At 66.4% G+C, this 21,452-nt stretch carries 17 protein-coding genes; 8 read left to right on the top strand and 9 right to left on the bottom strand.

From position 1 onward, the window contains the following. Window positions 1-165: 165 nt before the first annotated feature. Together AC07ZH_RS18880 and AC07ZH_RS18875 are read left to right on the top strand one after the other, a co-directional pair. Complete coding sequence (locus tag AC07ZH_RS18880; protein ID WP_119110566.1) at window positions 166-1,578, top strand: aminotransferase-like domain-containing protein; 1,413 nt, start codon at window positions 166-168, stop codon at window positions 1,576-1,578. Between the two features lie 77 nt (window positions 1,579-1,655). Beyond that, the gene (locus tag AC07ZH_RS18875) at window positions 1,656-2,210 is read left to right on the top strand and encodes a BON domain-containing protein (protein ID WP_495200871.1); all 555 of its coding nucleotides are present in this window, start codon (window positions 1,656-1,658) and stop codon (window positions 2,208-2,210) included. A gap of 98 nt (window positions 2,211-2,308) precedes the next feature. Here the strand turns inward: AC07ZH_RS18875 and AC07ZH_RS18870 are convergent, their stop codons facing one another. Continuing rightward, complete coding sequence (locus AC07ZH_RS18870) at window positions 2,309-3,733, bottom strand: FAD-binding oxidoreductase (RefSeq protein ID WP_495200870.1); 1,425 nt, start codon at window positions 3,731-3,733, stop codon at window positions 2,309-2,311. A gap of 92 nt (window positions 3,734-3,825) precedes the next feature. Continuing rightward, the gene (locus tag AC07ZH_RS18865) at window positions 3,826-4,224 is read right to left on the bottom strand and encodes an EF-hand domain-containing protein (RefSeq protein ID WP_495200869.1); all 399 of its coding nucleotides are present in this window, start codon (window positions 4,222-4,224) and stop codon (window positions 3,826-3,828) included. Window positions 4,225-4,420: 196 nt separating this feature from the next. Here AC07ZH_RS18865 and AC07ZH_RS18860 point away from each other — a divergent pair, with 196 nt between their 5' ends. Continuing rightward, window positions 4,421-4,996, top strand: a complete 576-nt coding sequence (locus AC07ZH_RS18860) for a cob(I)yrinic acid a,c-diamide adenosyltransferase (protein ID WP_119110569.1) — start codon at window positions 4,421-4,423, stop codon at window positions 4,994-4,996. A gap of 287 nt (window positions 4,997-5,283) precedes the next feature. Here the strand turns inward: AC07ZH_RS18860 and AC07ZH_RS18855 are convergent, their stop codons facing one another. The 5 genes from AC07ZH_RS18855 to AC07ZH_RS18835 form a co-directional block, all read right to left on the bottom strand. Then, window positions 5,284-5,706, bottom strand: coding sequence for a hotdog fold thioesterase (locus AC07ZH_RS18855; RefSeq protein WP_495200868.1), 423 nt, complete (start codon window positions 5,704-5,706; stop codon window positions 5,284-5,286). Window positions 5,707-5,794: 88 nt separating this feature from the next. Then, window positions 5,795-7,312, bottom strand: a complete 1,518-nt coding sequence (scpC, locus tag AC07ZH_RS18850; protein WP_495200867.1) for a succinyl-CoA:acetate CoA-transferase ScpC — start codon at window positions 7,310-7,312, stop codon at window positions 5,795-5,797. A 92-nt stretch (window positions 7,313-7,404) separates the two neighbouring features. Next, window positions 7,405-8,721, bottom strand: a complete 1,317-nt coding sequence (locus AC07ZH_RS18845; RefSeq protein WP_495200866.1) for a solute carrier family 23 protein — start codon at window positions 8,719-8,721, stop codon at window positions 7,405-7,407. Between the two features lie 86 nt (window positions 8,722-8,807). Continuing rightward, window positions 8,808-12,113 (bottom strand): carboxyl transferase domain-containing protein, encoded by a 3,306-nt coding sequence (locus AC07ZH_RS18840; RefSeq protein WP_495200865.1) that lies wholly within the window; start codon window positions 12,111-12,113, stop codon window positions 8,808-8,810. Then, the gene (locus AC07ZH_RS18835) at window positions 12,114-13,727 is read right to left on the bottom strand and encodes an AMP-binding protein (protein WP_495200864.1); all 1,614 of its coding nucleotides are present in this window, start codon (window positions 13,725-13,727) and stop codon (window positions 12,114-12,116) included. A gap of 92 nt (window positions 13,728-13,819) precedes the next feature. On the opposite strand from AC07ZH_RS18835, the gene AC07ZH_RS18830 reads away from it, so the two are divergent. After that, window positions 13,820-14,500 carry a TetR/AcrR family transcriptional regulator gene (locus AC07ZH_RS18830; RefSeq protein WP_495200863.1) on the top strand — a complete coding sequence of 227 codons (681 nt, stop codon included), beginning with the start codon at window positions 13,820-13,822 and terminating at the stop codon, window positions 14,498-14,500. A 28-nt stretch (window positions 14,501-14,528) separates the two neighbouring features. Here AC07ZH_RS18830 and AC07ZH_RS18825 read toward each other — a convergent pair whose 3' ends face one another. Next, window positions 14,529-15,263 (bottom strand): TetR/AcrR family transcriptional regulator, encoded by a 735-nt coding sequence (locus AC07ZH_RS18825; RefSeq protein ID WP_495200862.1) that lies wholly within the window; start codon window positions 15,261-15,263, stop codon window positions 14,529-14,531. 89 nt (window positions 15,264-15,352) lie between these two features. On the opposite strand from AC07ZH_RS18825, the gene AC07ZH_RS18820 reads away from it, so the two are divergent. Together AC07ZH_RS18820 and pssA are read left to right on the top strand one after the other, a co-directional pair. Beyond that, window positions 15,353-17,428, top strand: a complete 2,076-nt coding sequence (locus tag AC07ZH_RS18820; RefSeq protein ID WP_495200861.1) for an acetoacetate--CoA ligase — start codon at window positions 15,353-15,355, stop codon at window positions 17,426-17,428. A gap of 252 nt (window positions 17,429-17,680) precedes the next feature. Then, window positions 17,681-18,313 (top strand): CDP-diacylglycerol--serine O-phosphatidyltransferase, encoded by a 633-nt coding sequence (gene pssA / locus AC07ZH_RS18815; RefSeq protein WP_495200860.1) that lies wholly within the window; start codon window positions 17,681-17,683, stop codon window positions 18,311-18,313. Between the two features lie 67 nt (window positions 18,314-18,380). Here the strand turns inward: pssA and AC07ZH_RS18810 are convergent, their stop codons facing one another. Further along, on the bottom strand, window positions 18,381-19,319 hold the full coding sequence (locus AC07ZH_RS18810) for a DMT family transporter (RefSeq protein ID WP_119110576.1): 939 nt from the start codon (window positions 19,317-19,319) through the stop codon (window positions 18,381-18,383). A gap of 98 nt (window positions 19,320-19,417) precedes the next feature. On the opposite strand from AC07ZH_RS18810, the gene AC07ZH_RS18805 reads away from it, so the two are divergent. Then, window positions 19,418-20,308, top strand: coding sequence for an ion transporter (locus AC07ZH_RS18805; protein WP_495200859.1), 891 nt, complete (start codon window positions 19,418-19,420; stop codon window positions 20,306-20,308). Between the two features lie 87 nt (window positions 20,309-20,395). Next, window positions 20,396-21,142, top strand: a complete 747-nt coding sequence (minC, locus tag AC07ZH_RS18800) for a septum site-determining protein MinC (protein WP_119110578.1) — start codon at window positions 20,396-20,398, stop codon at window positions 21,140-21,142. Window positions 21,143-21,452: the final 310 nt, after the last annotated feature.

The raw sequence follows: 21,452 nt of genomic DNA, 5'->3' as shown, positions 1-21,452 counted from the left end.
AGCCGCCCGGCGCTTCGTCCATGTACACGCGCGCAGGTTTTTCCGCGCACTGTGCAGGTCTAGAATCCTCTACAGGCAAACCCCTATACGGCGCCGCCCATATGGCACAAGGCGCTACCCTGGCTGCGGCACACTCGCTGCACTTTCCCTTCCTTGGTTCGTCCGATGCTCACCCTCCGTGCAGACCTTCCGACACCGCTGGTGAGCCAGATCGTGGACGGCCTGCGCGAGCAGATTGCTGGCCACGTGCTCAAGCCTGGCAGCAAGCTGCCGTCCATCCGCGCCTTTGCTGCGGCGCACGGCGTCAGCGTGTTCACCGTCGTCGAAGCCTACGACCGCCTGGTGGCGCAGGGTTGGCTGGTTTCGCGCGCCAACGCCGGTTTTTTCGTCAAGCGGCGCGGCGACGAAATCGCGCAAGTGGGCGCTGCCGAACGCCCTGCCCCGCGCTTCGATACCCGCTGGTACCTGAAGCAGATCTTTGAAAACCGCAATTTGCCGATGAAGCCCGGCTGCGGCTGGTTGCCCAACGACTGGCTGTTTGGCGATGCCGTCAAGCGCAGCATGCGCCACCTGTCCACAGGGAGCGCCGACCTCGCCGGCTACGGTCTGCCCCACGGTCACATGCCGCTGCGCAGCGTGGTGGTCGAATCACTGGCAGAACACCAGGTCAGTGTGGGAGCAGACCAGGTGCTGCTGACGCAAGGCTCCAGCCAGGCGCTGGACCTGATTGCGCGCCGCCTGGTCAAGCCCGGCGACGTGGTGCTGGTGGACGACCCTGGCTATCCCAACCTGATGTTCATGCTGCGCTTCGTTGGCGCGCAGGTCGTCGGGGTCCCGCGCACCCCCACTGGGTACGACCTGGGCGCGCTCGAAGCCTTGCTGACGGCGCACAGGCCGAGCGTTTTTTTCACGCAGCCACGGCTGCAAAGCCCGACCTGCTCGCTGGCCTCGGTAGCGCACCTGCACCGCCTGCTGCAACTGGCCGAGCAGCACGGTTTCATGCTGGTCGAGAACGACCTCTATGCCGACATGGACACGGGCGTGCGCCCGTCGCTCGCAAGCCTGGACCAGCTCAACCGCGTGCTGTACGTGGGCAGTTTCTCCAAGACCATTTCACCCAACCTGCGCACCGGCTTTGTGGCCGCCCGGCCCGGCCTGGTGGAGGAACTGGTGCAGCTCAAGATGATTTCGGGCCTTACCTCGTCAGAGATCACCGAGCGCATCACGCTGGGCGTGGTGACCGACGGGCGCTGGCGCAAGCACCTCAAATCCTTGCGCGAACGGCTGGCCGAAGCACACCGCACGGTGGGGCGCCGCCTGGAGGGTTTGGGTTTCGAGCTATTCCATGAACCCGAAGCCGGCATGTACCTCTGGGCACGCCACCCCGACATGCCCGACAGCGCCGAACTCTCGCGCGCAGCCACCAGCGCCGGCATCATGCTCGGGCCGGGCGAGCTGTTTCTGGTGGAGCCGCGCACCACGGGGTGGCTGCGCTTCAACGTGAGCTTCAGCCTGGATGAGCGGCTCTGGTGCTTTCTCGAAGAGCGCATCGAACAAGGCGCGCAGACAGCGTTGTGAGCGCTGTCTGCACCTGCTCCAGCCCATTGAAAGGCGTACAGTCGCGCTCGCCCCATGTGACAGCAGAAGGTAGCGCCATGACTTCTTCCCTCAACTTAAGGCTTCTACGGCGCGCCGCCCGCGCCGGCTTCTTGGGAGCGTTGCTGATCGCTGGGCTGTGCGCGGCTCAGCCTGCGGCGCCCACTGCCAGCACAGAACCGCGCAGCAACGCCTTTGGCGATCCGTTTCTTCAGGTCACCGACGCAATGCCGGGTTGCCCCATGCCCGAAGGCCCGCTCTACACCGCGCAGCAAGTGCGCGAACTCGCCCATGTGCGCGCCCAGCACGGCGGCAGCTGTTACAGCGCGGGACGCTGCAGGCTCCCCAATTCCTACTTGTACGACGCAGACATCGCCCCACGCTTGCAGCTCTACCTGCGCCAGGACGGCCGCTTCAATGACACCAGCGTGTGGATACAGAGCCAGCGGCGTATCGTCACCCTCATGGGTTGCGTGCAAACCGCCGCGCAGTCCGAGTCGATAGAGCACGCGGCCGCACTGGTGGACGATGTGATGGGCGTCGTCAACCTGCTCTCGGTGGGAACAGCGCCGCAAGCAACCCGTTACCCAGTAGCAGCGCAGAAGCGGCCTTGAGGCCTGGACAGGCCTTGGGCGCCGCTCACCAGGGACAGCTTTGCGGGGCGTTCCCAACCGTTCCTTGCAAGTTTGAAGCCTTCCTCTGAGCCGAACGCTCAAAGGGCAAAAATCTTCCCCGGGTTGAGGATGTTCTTCGGGTCCAGCGCCTGCTTGATGGCGCGCATCGCGCCCACTGCGCCAGTGCCGGTTTCGTCCAGCAAAAAACCCATCTTGTGGATACCCACACCGTGCTCGCCGGTGCAGGTGCCGCCGAGCTGCAGAGCGCGGGCGACGAGTTGGTGGTTAAGCTGCTCAGCCCGGCTGCGCTCGATGGGGCTTTCGGGGTCGATCAGGTAGCCGAAGTGAAAGTTACCGTCGCCCACGTGGCCAACGAGAAAGTAGGGGATGCCGCTGGCGTCGGCCTCCTGCACCGAATCGAGCAGGCAGTCGGCCAGGCGGCTGATGGGCACGCAGGTATCGGTGGAGATCGCACGGCAGCCGGGGCGGCTTTGCACCGCAGCGAAATAGGCGTTGTGCCGCGCCGCCCACAGGCGCGTACGCTCTTCCGGCGTGCTGGCCCATTCAAAAGCCTGGCCGCCAAATTCGCTGGCAATGTCCTGCACGGTCTCGGCCTGCTCCTTGACGCTGGCGGGTGAGCCATGGAATTCCATCAGCAGCAGGGGCTCTTCGCGCAGCGTCAGTTTGCTGTACGCATTCACCATGCGCACGCTGTTGGCGTCAATCAACTCGCAGCGCGCAATGGGCACACCGAGCTGAATGGTCTGAATCACCGTGTGCACCGCCGCCTCAATGCTCGGGAACGAGCAAATGGCGGCCGATACGGCTTCCGGCAAGGGGTAGAGCCGCACCGTCACTTCGGTCATCACGCCCAGCGTGCCTTCGCTGCCGACCAGGAGGCGCGTGAGGTCATAGCCAGCGCTGCTTTTCTTGGCGCGCGTGCCGGTGCGAATCGCCTCGCCGCTGGCCAGCACCACTTCGAGCGCCAGCACGTTCTCGCGCATGGTGCCATAGCGCACGGCGTTGGTGCCACTGGCGCGGGTCGCTGCCATGCCGCCAATGCTGGCGTCGGCGCCGGGGTCTATCGGGAAAAACAGGCCGGTGTCTTTCACCGCCTCGTTGAGCTGTTTGCGCGTGATGCCGGGCTGCACGGTGACGGTGAGGTCTTCGGCGTTGACCGAGAGCACCCGGTTCATGCGGTTCACGTCCAGGCTGATGCCCCCCTGCACGGCGAGCAGATGGCCTTCGAGCGAGGAGCCTGCAGCGTAGGGAATAACCGGCACACCGTATTCGTTTGCCAGGCGCAAGGCATCTTGTACGTCCTGCGTGGTTTCAGCAAACACGACAACGGACGGCGGCGGTGCCTGCATGGAGCCCTCATCGCGGCCATGCTGTTCGCGCACCGAGAGCGCCGTGGAGCATTGCGCCCCAAAGCGCTGCTGCAGCGCCTCCAGAAAAAGCTGCGGCACGGGCCGCAGGGCGATGGTGGGAAGCAGGTGGGCGGCTTGGGCGGGGGCGTTCATCGGTGGTCTCCAGTGCGGGAAAAAAGAATACCACCGCGCCCCCTACCTTGTACCCTGGCCCGTCATCGGTGCGTCAGGGTCCATGGGCTGCCTCAGGGCTTGGCACCCTGGTCGAATTCTTCGCGTGACAGAGCGCCGTCGTGGTCGGTGTCGATCTGCTCAAAGCGGTTGTCTATGGCGGGCAGCACTTTGGCCTCCTGGGGGCTGAGTTTGCCGTCGTGGTTGGTGTCGGCGCGGGCAAAAGCAGCGCTGGCAGGGCCAAATGTGGCTGTGGGGGCAGTGTGGCCCGAGGAAGCTTGGGAAGTGCCACCGGTCGCGAAGGAGCTTTGCCCTGTGGAATGTGCGGGCGCGGCGGGCGTCTGGAGTGGCGGCTTGGTTTGGGCATGCAGCGAGGCACTGCCGCCCAGCGCCATGGCCGCGATCAGCATGACGCTGCGGGTGTCAAAAAAGTGGTTGGTACGGGGCATGGTGCGGGGAGCGCTACTTTTCATGGGTGGCGCCTTTGCCAGAGTTGAACAGGCCTGCATTGCACTGCAGCATGAACGCCGAGACCAGCACTTTTGCCACCTGTTGCCTGGACCAACATTTCGGCGCACGGTGTAAAGGCCTGTGCTGGCGGGAACCCACCGCCGTTGGGGGTATCGGGTGTCACGCACAATGCGGCCCACATTGCGAGGAGGCATCTACATGGGCAAACGACTCACACAAATCGCCACGCGCACCGGCGACGACGGCACCACCGGCCTGGGCGACAACACCCGCGTGCCCAAGTACCACCTGCGCGTGCAGGCCCTGGGCGACGTGGACGAACTCAACTCCCATATCGGCCTGCTGCTGTGCGAGCCATTGCCGGCTGAGGTGCGCGAGCTGCTGATCGACGTGCAGCACCAGCTCTTCAACCTGGGCGGCGAACTGTCGATTCCGGGGTTCGAGTTGCTGAAAGAAGCGGCCGTGCTGCAGCTCGACCAGGCGCTGGCGACCCACAACAGCACACTGCCGCGCCTGCAGGAATTCATCCTGCCCGCTGGCACGCGCGCTGCAGCCCAGGCCCACATCTGCCGCACCGTAGCGCGCCGCGCCGAGCGCGCCGTGGTGGCGCTAGGCGCCCAGGAGGCGGTGCGCGAGACGCCGCGCCACTACCTCAATCGCCTGTCGGACCTGATGTTCGTGCTCTCGCGCGTGCTCAACCGCATGGACGGCGGCGACGATGTGTACTGGAAGAGCGAGCGGCTTGCACGCAGCGAGGCGGACGACGCGGCGTGAGGCGATATGCTATTGAAATAATAGCTATTACCGCTTTCTGAATAAGCGTGAGGGGCTCTTTATCTTCCATATTCCAGGAGCCGTAAAGCAGCCATGCCCCATGCCAGCGGCCACCGTGCCAGCGCCAGCCCGCCGCACTGGTAGCGCCCCCTTCCGCTGCGTGCAGCGCTGCAAGAGGGGGCTGAGGGGCGCGGCTCCAAGCCTGCTCGCGCAGGCTTGGACGTCCCCGAAGGGCTGTTGCCTCTGGCAAATCCACGGAGGCGCGAAACGCCATGGGGGGATGTTTCCTATCTTGGTGCCAGCATCGCCATCGTGATCCGCGAAACGCAGGTCAGCTCGCCCGCGTCGTTCACCATTTCAATGGCCCACACCTGGGTGGTGCGGCCGATGTGCACCGGGCGCGCTGTGCCCGTCACCCAGCCGCTGGTGGCGGCGCGCAGGTGGTTGGCGTTGATGTCCAGGCCCACGCCACGGTGGCCTTCGGGGCTGGCGTAGAAGGCGCCGATCGAGCCCAGGGTTTCGGCCAGCACCACGCTGACGCCGCCGTGCAGCAGGCCAAAGGGTTGGCGCGTACGCTCATCCACCGGCACGCGACCGCGCAGGTAGTCGTCGCCAACTTCGGTGAACTCAATGCCCAGATGGGTGACGGCGGTGTTCTCGCTGGTGCGGGCGCACTCGGCGAGCGTGATGGGTTTCTTCCAGATCGACATCGTGTTCCCTCGTATGGCAGCGCGCCACAGGTGCGCCAGCAGGCCGGAAATTACCAGAATGGCGCCTGCCCTGTGCGTCGCAGGGGTGTCAGCCGCGCATGCTGCCCGTCTGCACGAAGCGCTGGTGCCAGGACAGCGCTTCGCCTAGCAGGTGCGGCGTGTGCCGGCCCACGGGGTTGGCCTTGGCACGCTCCACATAGTCGCGAAGTTGCGGGCGGAAGTCCGGGTGCGCGCAGTGCTCAATGACCAGCTCGGCACGCTGCGTGGGCGACTTGCCGCGCAGGTCGGCCAGGCCTTGCTCGGTGACCAGGATCTGCACGTCGTGCTCGGTGTGGTCCACGTGGCTGACCATGGGAACGATGCAGGAAATGGCGCCCCCCTTGGCGAGCGAGGGCGTCATGAAGATCGACAAGTACGCGTTGCGCGCGAAATCGCCCGAGCCGCCGATGCCATTCATGATGGCCGAGCCCATTAGATGGGTGGAGTTGACGTTGCCGTAAATGTCGGCCTCGATCATGGCATTCATCGCAATCAGGCCAAGGCGGCGAATCACCTCGGGGTGGTTGCTGATCTCCTGCGGGCGCAGCACGATGCGCTGGCGGTAGAAGTCGATGTCGGCCAGGAAGCGCTCCATGGCCGCTGGGCTCAGCGAGAGCGCCGTGGCCGAAGCGGAATCGAGCGTACCGCTCTTGAGCATGGCGAGCATGCCGTCTTGCAGCACCTCGGTGTAGGCACTGAGGTGCTTGAAGGGCCCGGCGTCCAGCCCGGCGAGCACGGCGTTGGCGATGTTGCCCACGCCCGACTGCAATGGCAGCAGCTCGCGCGGCATGCGCCCGAGCGCCACTTCCTGCTGCAGGAAGTCGACGATATGGCCGGCAATGCGCTGCGAGCATTCGTCCGGCGCGCTGAAAACCGAGTTGCGGTCGGGGTGGTGGGTGGAGACCACGGCGACGACTTTTTCAGGGTCTACGCGCAAATACGGCTCGCCAATGCGGTCGTGCGGCTGCACCAGCGGAATCGGCACGCGGTGCGGCGGCAGGTCGGTGCCGTAGTAGATGTCGTGCATGCCGTCGAGTTCAGCGGGCTGCCACTGGTTTACCTCCAGAATGACCTTGTCGGCCTGGTCTAGCCAGGTCTTGTTGTTGCCCACCGAGGACGAGGGAATCAGGCGCCCGTCGGGCAGCACACCCGCCACTTCCACCACCGCCACGTCGAGCTTGCCGAAGAAGCCGAACCACACGTAGGGCGCGACGTGCGAGAGGTGGATATCCATGTACTGCATGTCGCCCGCGTTGATCTGCTTGCGACAGCTCGGGTCCGACTGGTAGGGCATGCGCATGTTGATGCCGTGCGCCTGGGCCAGCACGCCGTCGAGTTCGGGCGCCGTCGATGCGCCGGTCCACAGGCCAATGCGAAAGTCTTCGCCGCGTGCGTGCGCCGCCTGCATGCGCCGTGCCAGTGCCCCCGGCACGGCCTTGGGGTAGCCCGCACCCGTAAAGCCGCTCATGCCGACACGGTCACCCGGTGCGATCAGGGCAGCGGCCTCGTCGGCCGACACCATGCGGGCGCGGAATTCGGGATACAGAACACGGTCTTCGAACAACATGCAGCCTCCGGCAGACAAACAAATATGCGCCTGGGCAGGCGCATAGACGGGAGTATTTTATCGGCACCTAGGCCGAATCCAAGGGTTTTCCCTTAGTTGCCGGTTCTGGCGCCAGGGCCAGGCCCCTTGTCGCGGTTGAGAAGCGCATAGAGCACGATGGCGCCGAAGGTAGCAGTCCCGATACCGCCCAGCGCAAACTGGCCGAATTTGAGCGTGAAGTCGCCCGTGCCCAGAATGAGCGTGATGGCGGCCACGATCAGGTTCTTGTTCTGCGAAAAGTCGACCTTGTTGTCGACCCAGATCTTGGCGCCAGCGACGGCAATCAGGCCAAAGACGACGATGGAGACGCCGCCCATCACCGGCAACGGAATGGCCTGGATGACGGCGCCAAATTTGGGCGAAAAACCGAGCAGCACGGCAATCAGCCCAGCGACAAAAAACACCGCGGTGGAATAGATTTTGGTTGCTGCCATCACGCCGATGTTCTCGGCGTACGTCGTCACACCCGTGCCGCCCGCAGCGCCGCTGACCATGGTGGCAATGCCATCGCCAATGAAGGCGCGGCCCATGTACTGGTCGAGGTTCTTGCCGGTCATGGCGGTGACGGCCTTGATGTGGCCCAGGTTCTCGGCGACCAGAATGATGACCACCGGCACGATCAGCAGCATGGCGTTGGCATTGAACACCGGCGAGGCGAAATGGGGCACGCCGATCCAGGCGGCGTTCATCACACCCGAAATGTCCAGGGGCTTGCCCAAGCCGAGGCCGTTGGTGAGCACGGCGTAACCAAGGCTGGCCAGCACCAGACCGACCAGAATCAACAGGCGCTGCAGCATGCCGCGCGTGAACACCGCCACCAGGCCCACGCTGACGAAGGTGAGCACCTGCATCCAGCTGTCGAAGTTGCTCGCCGCCATGTTCTTCACCGGGATGCTGGCCAGATTCAAGCCGATGACCGCGACCACGGCGCCCGTCACCACGGGTGGCATGAAGCGCTCGATCCACCCGGTTCCCACGGCCTGCACGATAAATCCGACCAGCGTGTACACCGCCCCGCAGGCAATGATGCCGCCCAGCGCCAGGCCGATGCTGGCGTTCGGCCCTTTGCCGGCGTAGGCCGTGGCGGCGATCACCACGCCGATGAAGGCAAAGCTCGAACCCAGGTAGCTGGGGACCTTGCCGCCGGTAATGATGAAAAAAATGAGCGTCCCGATACCGCTCATCAGAATGGCCAGGTTGGGGTCAAACCCCATCAGGATCGGCGCGAGCACCGTGGAGCCAAACATGGCAATCACGTGCTGCACGCCCATGGCCCCGGTCTGCGGCCAGGGCAGGCGTTCGTGCGGGCCAATGACGCCGCCGCTGGCGAGTACGGCGGCGCTTTTCTCCTGCCAATGGAACATGGACATGCCTGGTTTCCCCTCGAATTGATTTGGTGGCCGCGATGCTACGCGAAGGCGGGGGAAATGGCGCGCATTGCGCAGCAAAGGGGTTATTACCAAGGGTCTACGAAACGGCTGCTGGCAGCGGTGCGCACGCGCGGCTTGGCCGCCGCGGATTCGAGTCCGCGCACCAGCCAATCGCGCGTCTCCATGGGGTCGATGACCGCGTCGATCTCCAGGCCCTGGGCCATGTGGATCGCCTCGCCATTGGCGTACTGCTGGGCAACCAGCTTCGCAAACAGCGCGTCGCGCTCGGCACCGGGCGCGGCGGCTTCCAGCTCTTTGCTGAAACCCAGACGCACCGCGCCTTCGAGGCCCATGGGGCCAAACTCGCCGGTGGGCCAGGAGAGCGTGAAGATGGGCGTGTCAAACCCCCCCGCCGTCATGGCCTGCGCGCCCAGGCCGTAGCCCTTGCGCAGCACCACGGCAAAGAACGGCACGCTCAGATGCGCAGCGACGACAAACATGCGGCAGACGTGGCGCACCTGCGCCTGCGCCTCGATGTCGGGCCCCACCATGAAACCGGGCGTGTCGGTCAGCGAAATGATGGGCAGGCCATGCGCCTCGCACAGTTGCATGAAGCGGGCGCTCTTGTCGGCCGCGTCCACGTCGATCGCACCGCCCAGGTGCGTGGGGTTGTTGGCCATGATGCCCACCGCTCGCCCCTGCACCCGGGCCAGTGCCGTGACGATGCCGGCGCCGTAGCCACGGCGCAGTTCCAGCAGCGAATCGGTGTCCACCAGCGTGTGCATCAGCGCGCGAATGTCGTACACGCGCAGGCGGTTTTCCGGCACCGCGTGGCGCAGCAGGCGCTGGTCGGCGCATTCCCATTGCGCTGCCGGCCCCTGGAAGTACGAGAGGTACTTCTGGGCGGCCGACACCGCCTCGGCTTCGTCCTTGACGAGAATGTCGATCACGCCATTGCGCGACTGCACGTCGCTCGGTCCGATCTGCTCGGGGGTGTAGGTGCCCAGGCCGCCGCCCTCGATCATGGCCGGGCCGCCCATGCCGATGTTGCTGGCCTCGGTGGCGATGACCACGTCGCTGCAACCGAGCAGCGCCGCGTTGCCGGCAAAGCAGCGGCCATGCACGATGCCCACCACCGGCACCTTGCCCGAGAGCGCTGCGAACTGGCGGAAGGTGTGGTTGTTCAGCCCGGCCACGATCGGCTTGTCGATATCGCCCGGCCGCCCGCCCCCGCCCTCGGCAAACAGCACCACCGGGAGGTTCAGTTGCAGCGCGAGGGCCAGCATGCGGTCGGTCTTCTGGTGGTTCCAGGCGCCCTGCGTGCCGGCCAGCACGGTGTAGTCGTAGGCCATGACCACGCAGCGCGACTTTTCCTTGCCGAACGGCCCGGCGTTGACCGTGCCGATGCCCGTCACCATGCCGTCGGCCGGCGTGTTGGCGATCAGGTCCGGCAGGCTGCGGCGGCGCGTCTGCGCGGCAATGGCCAGCGCGCCGTATTCGATGAAGCTGCCGCCGTCGCACAGCTGGGCAATGTTTTCGCGCGCGGTGCGCCCGCCGCGTGCGTGGCGCTTGGCAACGGCCGAGGCGCGGTTCTCGTCCAGCAGAAAGGCATGGCGGTCGCGCGTTTTTTGCAGGTCGCCGCGGAGGGTGTCGAGGTCTGCGAGTGCTTCTTCACGCTGGGTCTGCTCCCCTGCCTCCATGGGTTCGAGCACCAGCACCAACGCGGCTTCGGTCAAGTAGCTGCCCACCTCGCAGCGCACTTCCAGCACTCTGCTCGCCGATTCGGCCAACAGCACATGCTCCATTTTCATGGCTTCGAGTACGGCCAATTGCGCGCCCTGGGCCACCAAGTCGCCCACGGCGACATCGATCTGCACCAGCTTGGCCGGCATGGGCGCGCGCACGGCGAGCAGGCCTTCCGCCACCTGCGCATCGGGGTGTGCCTTGGCGGCAGCGGTCGGCGCAGCGGTGCCGGGGTGGCGCAGCGCCCGTTGCTGCTCGATTTTCTGCGCCGCTCCCACCAGGGCGGGAAGGTGCTCTTCCACAAACCGCGTGTGCACGGCCTGGGTGTCGAACTCCGCGCGCGAGACGATGGCCTGGAGCAGCGCGAGGTTGGTGGGCACGCCGGCGATGCGGCATTCGTCCAGCGCGCGGCGCGCCCGGCGCGCGGCGTCGGCAAACACCGGGCTGCGGGACGACACCACCAGCTTGGCCAGCAAGGTGTCGTAATGGGGCGAGGGCGTGGCGCCCGCGTAGCCATGCGTATCCACGCGGATGCCGGGGCCGGACGGCAGATCGAACTGGGCCAGCGTGCCGGCGCCGGGCCGGGCCTGCCCATCGGCACCCAGCGTTTCGGCATTGATGCGCACTTGAATGGCATAGCCCGTGGAGGCCGGCGGCGCCTGGGGGTCAAGCCCCAGACTGCTAAGCGAGCGGCCTGCGGCCACGGCCACCTGCAACTGCACCAGGTCGAGGCCGGTGACCTCTTCGGTAACGGTGTGCTCCACTTGCAGGCGCGGGTTGGCTTCGATGAAGACCCAGGGCAACTCGCTGGAGCCTTCATCCACCAGAAATTCAAACGTGCCCAGGCTGCGGTAGCCGACATCGCGTGCCATGGCCAGCGCGGCCTGCGTGATCTCGTGGCGGAGCTTCTCGGAAAGCGACGGGCTGGGAGCGATTTCCACCAGCTTTTGAAAGCGCCGCTGCAGCGAGCATTCGCGCTCGCCCAGACTCATCACGGCCTGCCCGTCACCGAGGATCTGGATCTCGATGTGGCGTGCGTGCAGCATGAGCCGCTCGACGTACACGCCCTCGACACCAAACGCCGCCCGCGCCTCGGACACGCAGCGGGCATAGGCTTCGGGCAAGTCGGCAGCCTGCAGCACCGCGCGCATGCCGCGCCCGCCGCCGCCGCCAATGGCCTTGACCATCACCCCGGCGCCGTTTTGTGCGGCAAAAAAGGCTTGCGCCTCTTCCAGTGTCACGGCGCCTGCGCTGCCCGGCATCAGCGGCACACCACAGCGCTCGGCCAGGGTGCGGGCGGCGGCCTTGTCGCCGAACAGGGCCAGGTGCGCGGCGTCAGGGCCGATGAAGGTGAGGCCCGCCTCGGCGCAGGCGCATGCGAAGTCGGCGCGCTCGCTCAGGAAGCCGTAGCCAGGGTGCACGGCGTCGCAGCCGGTCTGGCGTGCAATGGCAATCAGCCGCGCGCCATCCAGGTAGGCGCTGGGGCCCGTGGCGCCGAGCGCCACGGCCTCATCGGCGGCGCGCACATGCGGCGCCTGGGCATCGTCCTGCGCAAACACGGCCACGCTGGGCACATTGAGGTCGTAGAGCGCGCGCACCAGGCGCAGGGCAATCTCGCCGCGGTTGGCGACCAGGACTTTCTTGAACATTCAGATGCTTTCCTTGAGCAGGCGGCGCAGCAGCTTGCCGGCGCCGGTGGCTGGCAGAGCGTCGATAAAACGGATGTCGCGCGGGGCCTTGTAGCTGGCCATGTTCTCGCGCGACCAGGCCAGCAGTTCGGCGGCGTCCGGGTGCTGCCCTGCCTTGGGCACGATGAAAGCCACCACCACCTCGCCCTTGTCGGCGTCGGGCTTGCCGATGACGGCCGCTTGCGCCACGGCCGGGTGTTTGATGAGGATGCCCTCGACCTCTTCCGGGAACACGCTGTAGCCGGAGACCTTGATCATTTCCTTGAACCGGCCGATGAAGGTCAGGTAGCCGTCTGCATCCATGCGGCCCATGTCGCCGGTATGCACCCAGCCGCTGCGCAAGGTCTGGGCCGTGGCTTCGGGCTTGTTCCAGTAGCCCTTGAAGACGCCCGCGTTGCGCAGCACGATTTCACCGATGTCTCCAGCAGGCAGTTCTGCGCCCGTGTCGGGGTCCAGGATGCGAATCTCGTTGCCGTCCACCGCGACGCCATGCGTGCCCCAGCGAATGGCGCCGTCCGGCATGTAGGTGTCCATCGTGTGGGTTTCGCTCAGGCCGTAGGCCGCTTCCATGGCGCGGCAGTTGGGCGCAAAAGCCTGCCATTGCTGGGCCAGCGCCTCGGTGAAGCTGATGCCGAAGCTGGTGACCGAGTTCTGGCGCAGGCTGCTGCGGTCGTAGCGCGTGGCGTCCGGCACCGCCATCACGGCCACGTTCATCGGGGCAATGCTGTACCACCAGGTAACCTTGTGGCGGTCGATGGCCTGCAGCACGGCCACAGGATCGAAGCGGTGCAGCAGCACCGTGGTGGCGCCCGACAGGATCGGGATGTTCACCCCCATCAGCATGCCGGCAATGTGGTACAGCGGCGCAATCGCCAGCAGCACGTCGTCCGCCGTGACATGCTTGGTGTTGACCGACACGGCGGTCTTGTAGAGCGCGTTGCGAAACGTGAGCATCGCCCCCTTGGGCAGGCCGGTCGTGCCCGAGGTGTAGGTCATCAAGGCGACGTCGTTGTCGATGTCGATGGTGACGGGCGGCGGCTTGCCACCGCTGCGCGCGACCCACAGGAAGTCTTCAGCACTGGCGGGCAGCACGGGCACTTCGCGCACTTGGAGTTCAGCCGGCAGATCGATGGTCGGCGTGGACGGCAGAAGATCGCCGTAGCGCACGGCAAAAACATGCTGCAGACCGGTGCGCTCGCGCACCTTCTCGACGATGGGCAGCAGGCTGTCGGCGGCGACGATCACGCGGGCCTGCAGGTCTGAGAGCTGGTATTCGAGTTCGTGCTCTTTGTTGAGCGGCCCGCAGGGGCAGACGATGGCGCCCAGCTTCTGGATGCCGTAGTGCGCCATCACGTACTGCGGGCAGTTGTTCATGAACAGCGCCACCGGGTCGCCTTTGCGCACCCCCAACTGGTGCAGGCGCGCGGCAAAGGCGTCGCTCGCCTGGTCCAGCTCGGCAAAGCTGATGCGCGCGCCGTACCAGAGGTAGGCCGCCTTGTCGGGCGTGGCCCGCGCATGGGCGCGCAGGTGCTCGTGCAGGGGAATATCGGACGGCAGCAAACCGGTGGTGGTCATGGAGTCTCCTTGGGGCGCTCTGTGGAAGTGGCGAGCTTGTTTCTGTCAATATATACCTCTCGGTAGATTCAACCTACCAAGAGGTATAACGTATGCGACAAGACACCAAGAGCCCCAAGCGGCCAGCATCCAGAAGGTCACCACAAGCCAAGCCTGGCGAGAGCTCGGACGAGAAGCGCGAGCGCATTCTTCGCGCGGCCGAGGCGCTGTTTGCCCGGCAGGGCTATGCGGCCACCACCATGGAGCAGATCGTGGCGGCGCTGGGCATGACCAAGCCCTTCGTGTATTACTACTTCCGCAACAAGCAGGAAATCTTCGAAATGCTGTCGTGGGCGCCGACGGTGGCGTGCTTTACCAGTATGGACTTCCCTGCGGACGACCCGAGGCCGGCCCACACCAAGCTGGAGGACGGCCTGCGGCGCTTGATCGGGGCCACCTTGACGCATTACCCCTCGGCCTTCTTCCCCTACCGAGAGCCCCAGGCGTACCGCCCCGAATACCGCGCGGCGCAGAAGGAGATTGCCCGGCATTTCTATGACCGCCTATGCGCACTGTTGGAGCAGGGCCGCGCGGACGGCATGCTGGAGTTCAACGAAACCAAGATCACGGCGCTGGCGGCCTGCAGCCTGCCAGGCTTTCTCTTTCACTGGTACCGCCCGGATGGCCGCCTGCCGCAGGAGGCGGTGGTGGAGGAACTGACGCAGCTGGCCTGCCGCGTCATCGGCCTGCGCACGCGCCGCAAGACGGCTGCAGCGCCAAGCGCGCCCCACTGAGCGATCTGCCGCGAGGCAGGCCAAACGCTCACGAAACAAGCGCTGCAGGCGCCATGGGGGCGCAACGGACTGCTTCAGCCTCTGGGATCGGCGCCGTCGGCAGCAGCAACGCAGCGATTCCTGCCGTGAGGAACGCCGTCAGCAGCGGGGCCGCCTGCGGGTCGTGCGGCGTGTTGGCACCGAGTGACAAGCGCTCAACCCGGCTATCAATCAGATGGTGCAGCAGCACACCTATGGTGAACTGGTAGGCCCAAGCGGTCTGCGCCCGCGTACTGCCTGGGCAGGCCGCTTGCAACGCGGCAATGAAGGCATGGGCCATGGGGTCGAAGAAGTCGGCCAGCACCTGCTCGGACCCGGGTGTGCGGTACAGGAGTTCGCGCGCCACCAGCAGCGCGTAGTACTCGCCTTCGCTGCTGGCACGCAGTTGCAGCACGGGCTGGACAAAGGCGTGGACGATTCGGTGCAGGTACTGCGCATCGCGCGGCCCCGTTTCCGCCTCGGCAAGCAAGGCCAGCCGCTCGGCAATGGTGCTGCGCCAATGGGCAAAGATGGCGTGGAAAAGTTCGTGCTTTTGCCCAAAGTAGTAGCCCACCAGCGCCAGCGGAACGCCAGCTTCCTGGGCAATCTTCCGGATGGATACCGCGTGGTAGCCATGCTCGGCAAACAGCCTCTCGGCGGCCAGCAGGATAGCCGCACGGCGGTCCGGCCGCTGGCTGGCAGTGGGTCGCGCGCGGGTTCCGCGCGAGAGTTTGGGCGTTGGCATGTCGGCATTGAACGTTCGTACAAATTTCTTGTACAACCGTGCAAACCCTAGTCGCCCTCTGCGGCGCACAGCGCTACCCTGCACCTCCTATGCAAGCGCCCCATATTCCCCAGATCCGCCTGTACCAGGATTGGCTGCGTGCCGAGCGCGGCCTGCACTTTGGCGACTACGACGCGCTGTGGCGCTGGTCCACCACCGAGCTGGACGTGTTCTGGCAGAGCATCTGGGAGTTTTTCGACATCCAGTCGCCCACGCCGCATTTCGGCGTGCTGGCAAAGAATGTGATGCCAGGCGCGCAGTGGTTTCCCGGCGCGCAGCTCAATTACGCGCGCCAGGTGCTGCGCCACGTCGCAGGGGCCGACGCGGCGGGCATGCCCGCCATCGTCGCGCGCAACGAGCGCGGCGAGCAGCGCGAGCTCTCCTGGCCCGCGCTGCAGCAGCAGGTGGCGGCTTTCGCCTTGCATTTGCGCGCGGCGGGCGTGCAAAGCGGCGACCGCGTGGCGGCCTACCTGCCCAACACGCCCGAGACGGCGGTGGCCTTCCTGGCGACGGTGGCTGTGGGCGGCGTCTGGAGCATCTGCGCACCCGACATGGGCACGCAAGCGGTGCTCGACCGCTTCCGCCAGATTGAACCCAAGGTGCTCATCGGCGTCGATGGCGTGGTGCACGGCGGGCGGGCGTACGACCGCCTGCCGGTGCTCGCACAGCTGCGCGAGAGCCTGCCGAGCGTGCGGCACGCGGTGGTCGTGGGCAATCTGGATGCTTCTGTTTCCATAGCTGGTTGGGCAGACTGGGCAAGCGCCAGCAGCCAAAATGATGCTGAAACCGCCGCGTTCGAGCCGCTCTGGCTGCCGTTCGACCACCCGATCTGGATCGTTTATTCCAGCGGCACCACGGGTCTGCCCAAGCCCATCGTGCATGGCCACGGCGGCATGGTGCTGGTGCAGATGGCGCTCGGCGCACTGCACAACGACGTGGGCTGCAGCTACGCGCCCAACAGCTGGGGCGAGCGCTACCACTGGTACAGCTCCACCGGCTGGGTGATGTGGAACGCGCAGATGGCGGGCCTGCTCTCGGGCACCACCTGCGTGATTTACGACGGCAACCCCGGCGGATCGAAAGACCTGCCCGACTGGACGGTGCTCTGGCGCTTTGCCGCCGACACCGGCACCACCTTCTTCGGCGCGGGCGCCGCTTTCTACGCCAATTGCATGAAGGCCGACATTGCGCCCGCGCAATGCGGCGACCTGAGGCGCATCCGCGCACTTGGCTCCACGGGCTCGCCGCTCTCGGCCGAGGTGCAGCAATGGGGCACCCGCTTTATGGCGCGGGCTGGCGTGGATGGCGAGCGGCCCGATGGGATCTGGTGGGCCAACATTTCCGGCGGCACCGACTTCGCCGGCGCCTTCCTCGGTGGCAACCGTGAACTGCCGCAAACCCCCGGCCGCATGCAGTGCCGCATGCTGGGCGCCGCCGTCGAGGCCTGGGACGCGCAAGGCCGTCCAGTGCTGGACGCGGTGGGCGAGCTGGTGTGCACCCAGCCGCTGCCTTCGATGCCGCTGTATTTGTGGGGCGATGACAGCGGCGAGCGCTATGTGAGCAGTTACTTCGACAGTTTTCCTCCCGGCCACGGCCGCCAGCCCGGCGGGGGCGACGGCCCGCCAGCCATGGGCGCCGTCTGGCGCCATGGCGACTGGATCGAGATTGGCAGCGCTGCCCACCCGGGCTGTGTCATCTACGGCCGCTCGGACGCCACGCTCAACCGCCACGGCCTGCGCATGGGCACGAGCGAGCTCTACAGCGCCGTCGAGGCCCAGCCCGAAGTGCTCGACAGCCTGGTGGTGGACCTGGAATACCTGGGGCGCGAGAGCTTCATGCCGCTGTTCGTCGTGCTGCGCGCCGGTGTGGTGCTCGACGATGCGCTGCGCGCGCGCCTGACAGCCGCCATCCGCACGGCACTCTCACCGCGCTTCGTGCCCGACGCCATCGTGCAGGTGGCGCAGGTACCGCGCACCCTCAGCGGCAAGAAGCAGGAACTGCCCATCAAGAAGCTGCTGCTGGGCCAACCGCTGGACAAGGTGCTCAACCGCGACGCCATGGCCAACCCGGAGTGCCTGGACTGGTACGTGGCCTACGCCGCCGAGCACGCAGCGCGCCACGCCTAAGGCAATGCAGAACAAGTCCCTCACGCGCCGCCGCGCATCCGTACCTCGGGCGGTCTGCGGCGTTGCAAACCCTCGTCATCGCGTTGTGATGGCTGCGGCTTGCATCTAGCATCCGCTGGGCGCGGCGCGCAGAGGGTTCTGCAGCGCTGTCATTTTTGAACCTCTCTGCAGACGCAAATGCGCATTTCACCGACAGCGCATATGCGAAGCGCTCTTCCATAATCAAGCCCCGACCTCTGCCGGAAGGCCCCCATGACCGCCCCCACCGCTGAACGCCCCAAGCGCTTTTCCATGATTCGCGAGTTCCACCTCGCCGACTGGTTCACGCTGGGCAATGCCGTCTGCGGCGTCGGCGCGCTGTTTTCCGCCATGACCTACCTGGAAAACGGCAACCGGCAGCATGTGTATTACGCCGCCGCACTGGTGCTGGCCGCGCTCATTTTTGATGTGCTCGATGGCCGCGTGGCGCGCTGGCGGCAAAAGAGTTCGGCCATGGGGCGCGAACTCGACTCGCTGGCCGACGTCATCTCCTTCGGCGTGGCCCCTGCGGTGCTGGCCTACGCCTGCGGCATGCAGGGCGGCTGGGACCGCATCGTGCTGGCCTACTTTGTCGCCTGCGGCGTCTCGCGCCTGGCGCGCTACAACGTGACGGCCGAAACGCTGTCGGGCGAAGATGGCAAGGTGAAGTACTTCGAAGGCACGCCGATTCCGACCTCCATCGCGCTTGTCGCCCTGCTGGCGCTCGTCGCAGCCTTGGGCGCGGTACGCGAATCGCTGTGGTTCGGCCACTGGCAGCTGGCCGGCTGGCGCCTGCACCCGCTGGTGCTGCTGTTCGCGCTGTCGGGTTCGCTGATGATCAGCCGGATTCGCATTCCGAAATTTTGAGTGTTTTTGGCCTCTAGCGCTTTACTGTCATGCGTTAGCAGCTACGAAATCAGAAGCAACCTTCGGTTCAGGCAGCTGCCGCGCGCGGGCGCCGGTTGACCACCACGATGCCCACCGCTACCAGACCAAGCGCCGCCAGCAAACCAGGCGTGATGTGCTCGCCCAGCCAAAGCGCGCCGAACAGCAGGGCAAACACTGGCGTGAGAAACACGAACGAGGACATCTTGGTCGCGTTGTAGTGCGCCAGCATCCACATCCACGCCAGATAGCTGGCAAAGGCGCCCACCAGCGACTGCAGCAGCAGCGACATCCAGGCAAAGGTGCTCAGGTCCAGCGACCAGCGCTCGCCCAGCGCCAGCGAGAGCAGTGGCAACACCGCTGTGCTCACCCCCACCTGGTAGAGCAGTTGCTTGGCGGGCGGCAAACGCCCGACAGGCGTGCTGCGGATGACCACGGTGGTCAGCCCCCACATCAAGCCGGCGGTCAGCCCGAGCAAGTCGCCTAGCCAGGCCAGCGGCTGGGCCTGCACGGCGGGGTGCCACAGCCCGTCGCCCAGGGCAAGCGCGGCGCCGACGAAAGCACCGGCGAGGCCCAGCCACTGCCAGCCAACCAGACCTTCGCCGGCGACGAAGCGCGGCAGGATCAACGCCACCCAGAATGGCGCGCAGTACAGAAACACCGTGAGACGCGAGGCCTGCGTGTACTGCAGGCCGATGTAGATGCAGGCGAACTCGCCAGCAAACAGCGCGCCAGCCAGCAAACCGCTCCACAGCGCGCCGCGAGCGGCCTGGGACTGCCGCTCCGGCAGCAACGGCACGCGGCGCCACAAGCACCACAGAAGGACCGCGACCGTCGCCATGGCAAAGCGCACAAAACCCTGGAACACCGGCGCCACCTCGGTCACCGTGGCTTTGATCAGCACCTGCTGGAACCCCCAGAACATGCAGCAGGCGAGCAGCAGCGAAATGGCGAGCGTGTCGAGATGGGCTTTGCGCGTATCGGGCATGTGGCGATTATGGGCGGCGGTCCCATTCGGCGCTGGGCCCGTGCACCGCTGCGGATGGCGGCAAAGGGCCTTGTTCCACAGTGCCTTACAGTGCCCGCATGAGCGCACTGCCTGACAACCCTGCCAACGCGCTGCACGGCTGGCGCCTGCGGGTCTACACCATCATTTTCGAGGCCGACACGCGCGCCGGGCGCTGGTTCGACCAGGTCTTGATAGCGTGCATTCTGCTGAGCGTGGCGGTGGTGATGGCCGACAGCGTGCCCGCCCTGGGCGCCCACTACCACCGCGCGTTCCAGGTGGCTGAGTGGATCTTTACCGTACTCTTCACGCTGGAATACCTGGCGCGCCTGGCCACGGTGCAGCGCCCGCTGCGCTACGCGACGAGCTTTTTCGGCACCGTCGACCTGTTGGCCCTGCTGCCGACCTACCTGGCGCTGCTGCTGCCGGGCGCGCATGCGCTGATCGACGTGCGCGTGCTGCGCCTGCTGCGCATCTTTCGCGTGTTCAAACTCTCGGCCTATGTGGTGGAGTACCGCAGCCTGGCGCACGCGCTGCGCGCCAGCCGGCGCAAAATCGTGGTCTTCATCTCCGGCGTGCTGATGATTGTGCTGGTCATGGGCACGGTGATGTACGTGGTGGAAGGGCCGGAAAACGGTTTCACCAGCATTCCCACCGCCGTGTACTGGGCCATCACCACCATGACCACGGTGGGTTTTGGCGACATCACGCCGCGCACCGAGCTGGGGCGATTCTTCTCGTCGGTGATGATGCTGCTCGGCTGGGGCACCCTGGCCGTGCCTACCGGCATCGTGACGGCAGAGATGGCCGCGCAGCGCTTCTCGTCCCCGACCACACTACCCACGCCGACCACGCGCACCTGCCACGAATGCCTGACCGAGGGCCATCTGCCCGAAGCGCTCCACTGCCACCACTGCGGCGCCCACCTGCCGCCCTGGCAGCACGAGCCGGGCGGCCAGGGGCATCCCTAGACTAGATCGCGGGCGCCTGCCCGGTACACTCGGGCCTTTTCGCGCGCGATGGGCTCTCAATCCTTGCGCGCCCCTGTTTCACACCCCATGGCCGCAGACACGGCGGGCACGGCCCGCACCCGTTTGGAACTCAAAAGCGCGTCGCTCCCCGTGGTGGCGGTGCTGCTGCGCTCCCCCGACCCCGCACAGCTCGCCGCCGATCTGGCCGATCGGCTGGCGGACGACCCCGGTTTCTTCGACCACGACGCGGTGCTCATCGACCTGACACTGCTGCGCGAGCTGGACGGGGCGCTCGACTTCCCCGCCCTCTGCGCTGCGCTGCGCGCCCACTGCACGCTGCCGGTGGCCGTGCGCGGCGGCAACCCGGCGCAGATGGCCGCCGCTGCTGAAGCGGGCCTCGCGCCCGCGCCCGACGCCGCCTTCCAGCGTACCGAGGCCGCGCCGCGCGAAGTGGTGCGCGAGGTACAAGTCGAGGTCCCCATTGAAGTCCCGGTGCCCGGCCCCGGAACCCTGGTGATCGACAAACCCCTGCGCTCAGGCCAGCAGGTGTACGCGCGCGGCGCCGATCTGGTGGTGCTGGCGGTGGTGAGCTTTGGCGCCGAGGTGATTGCCGATGGCAACATCCACGTCTATGCCCCACTGCGGGGCCGCGCCATTGCCGGCGCGCGCGGCAACACGGCGGCGCGCATTTTCACGACCTGTCTGGAACCCCAGCTCGTCTCCATCGCCGGCATTTACCGCACCACGGAGGTGGCCATGCCGCCCGAGGTGCTGGGCAAACCGGCCCAGGTGCGGCTCGACGGCGAAAAGCTGCTGATCGAGCCGCTCAAGTGAAACACCCCCCTATGTCGCTTCGCTCCTTCCCCCCGCTCTCGCAGCGCTGCGCGCCGCGGGCAGGGGGGACGCTCCCAGCGCGGCGGGGCGGCCCTTGCGCGGGAGCCCTGGCATGGGCCGCGACCATGCCGAGCGCCACTGCGGTGCATGTACCCTGAAAACTGATGAAACACCCCCCCTATGTCGCTTCGCTCCTTCCCCCCGCTCTCGCAGCGCTGCGCGCCGCGGGCAGGGGGACGCTCCCAGCGCGGCGGGGCGGCCCTTGCGCGGGAGCCCTGGCATGGGCCGCGACCATGCCGAGCGCCACTGC

The sequence above is a fragment of the Simplicispira sp. GW247-4R2A genome, from assembly GCF_059424465.1.
This window is presented reverse-complemented; position numbering and strand designations above follow the sequence as displayed.

Bases quoted from the DNA above. Each gene is read 5' to 3' on its own strand.
- AC07ZH_RS18880 (WP_119110566.1), top strand. From the start codon at position 166: ATGCTCACCCTCCGTGCAGACCTTCCGACACCGCTGGTGAGCCAGATC.
- AC07ZH_RS18875 (WP_495200871.1), top strand. From the start codon at position 1,656: ATGACTTCTTCCCTCAACTTAAGGCTTCTACGGCGCGCCGCCCGCGCC.
- AC07ZH_RS18870 (WP_495200870.1), bottom strand. From the start codon at position 3,733: ATGAACGCCCCCGCCCAAGCCGCCCACCTGCTTCCCACCATCGCCCTG.
- AC07ZH_RS18865 (WP_495200869.1), bottom strand. From the start codon at position 4,224: ATGAAAAGTAGCGCTCCCCGCACCATGCCCCGTACCAACCACTTTTTT.
- AC07ZH_RS18860 (WP_119110569.1), top strand. From the start codon at position 4,421: ATGGGCAAACGACTCACACAAATCGCCACGCGCACCGGCGACGACGGC.
- AC07ZH_RS18855 (WP_495200868.1), bottom strand. From the start codon at position 5,706: ATGTCGATCTGGAAGAAACCCATCACGCTCGCCGAGTGCGCCCGCACC.
- scpC (WP_495200867.1), bottom strand. From the start codon at position 7,312: ATGTTGTTCGAAGACCGTGTTCTGTATCCCGAATTCCGCGCCCGCATG.
- AC07ZH_RS18845 (WP_495200866.1), bottom strand. From the start codon at position 8,721: ATGTCCATGTTCCATTGGCAGGAGAAAAGCGCCGCCGTACTCGCCAGC.
- AC07ZH_RS18840 (WP_495200865.1), bottom strand. From the start codon at position 12,113: ATGTTCAAGAAAGTCCTGGTCGCCAACCGCGGCGAGATTGCCCTGCGC.
- AC07ZH_RS18835 (WP_495200864.1), bottom strand. From the start codon at position 13,727: ATGACCACCACCGGTTTGCTGCCGTCCGATATTCCCCTGCACGAGCAC.
- AC07ZH_RS18830 (WP_495200863.1), top strand. From the start codon at position 13,820: ATGCGACAAGACACCAAGAGCCCCAAGCGGCCAGCATCCAGAAGGTCA.
- AC07ZH_RS18825 (WP_495200862.1), bottom strand. From the start codon at position 15,263: ATGCCAACGCCCAAACTCTCGCGCGGAACCCGCGCGCGACCCACTGCC.
- AC07ZH_RS18820 (WP_495200861.1), top strand. From the start codon at position 15,353: ATGCAAGCGCCCCATATTCCCCAGATCCGCCTGTACCAGGATTGGCTG.
- pssA (WP_495200860.1), top strand. From the start codon at position 17,681: ATGACCGCCCCCACCGCTGAACGCCCCAAGCGCTTTTCCATGATTCGC.
- AC07ZH_RS18810 (WP_119110576.1), bottom strand. From the start codon at position 19,319: ATGCCCGATACGCGCAAAGCCCATCTCGACACGCTCGCCATTTCGCTG.
- AC07ZH_RS18805 (WP_495200859.1), top strand. From the start codon at position 19,418: ATGAGCGCACTGCCTGACAACCCTGCCAACGCGCTGCACGGCTGGCGC.
- minC (WP_119110578.1), top strand. From the start codon at position 20,396: ATGGCCGCAGACACGGCGGGCACGGCCCGCACCCGTTTGGAACTCAAA.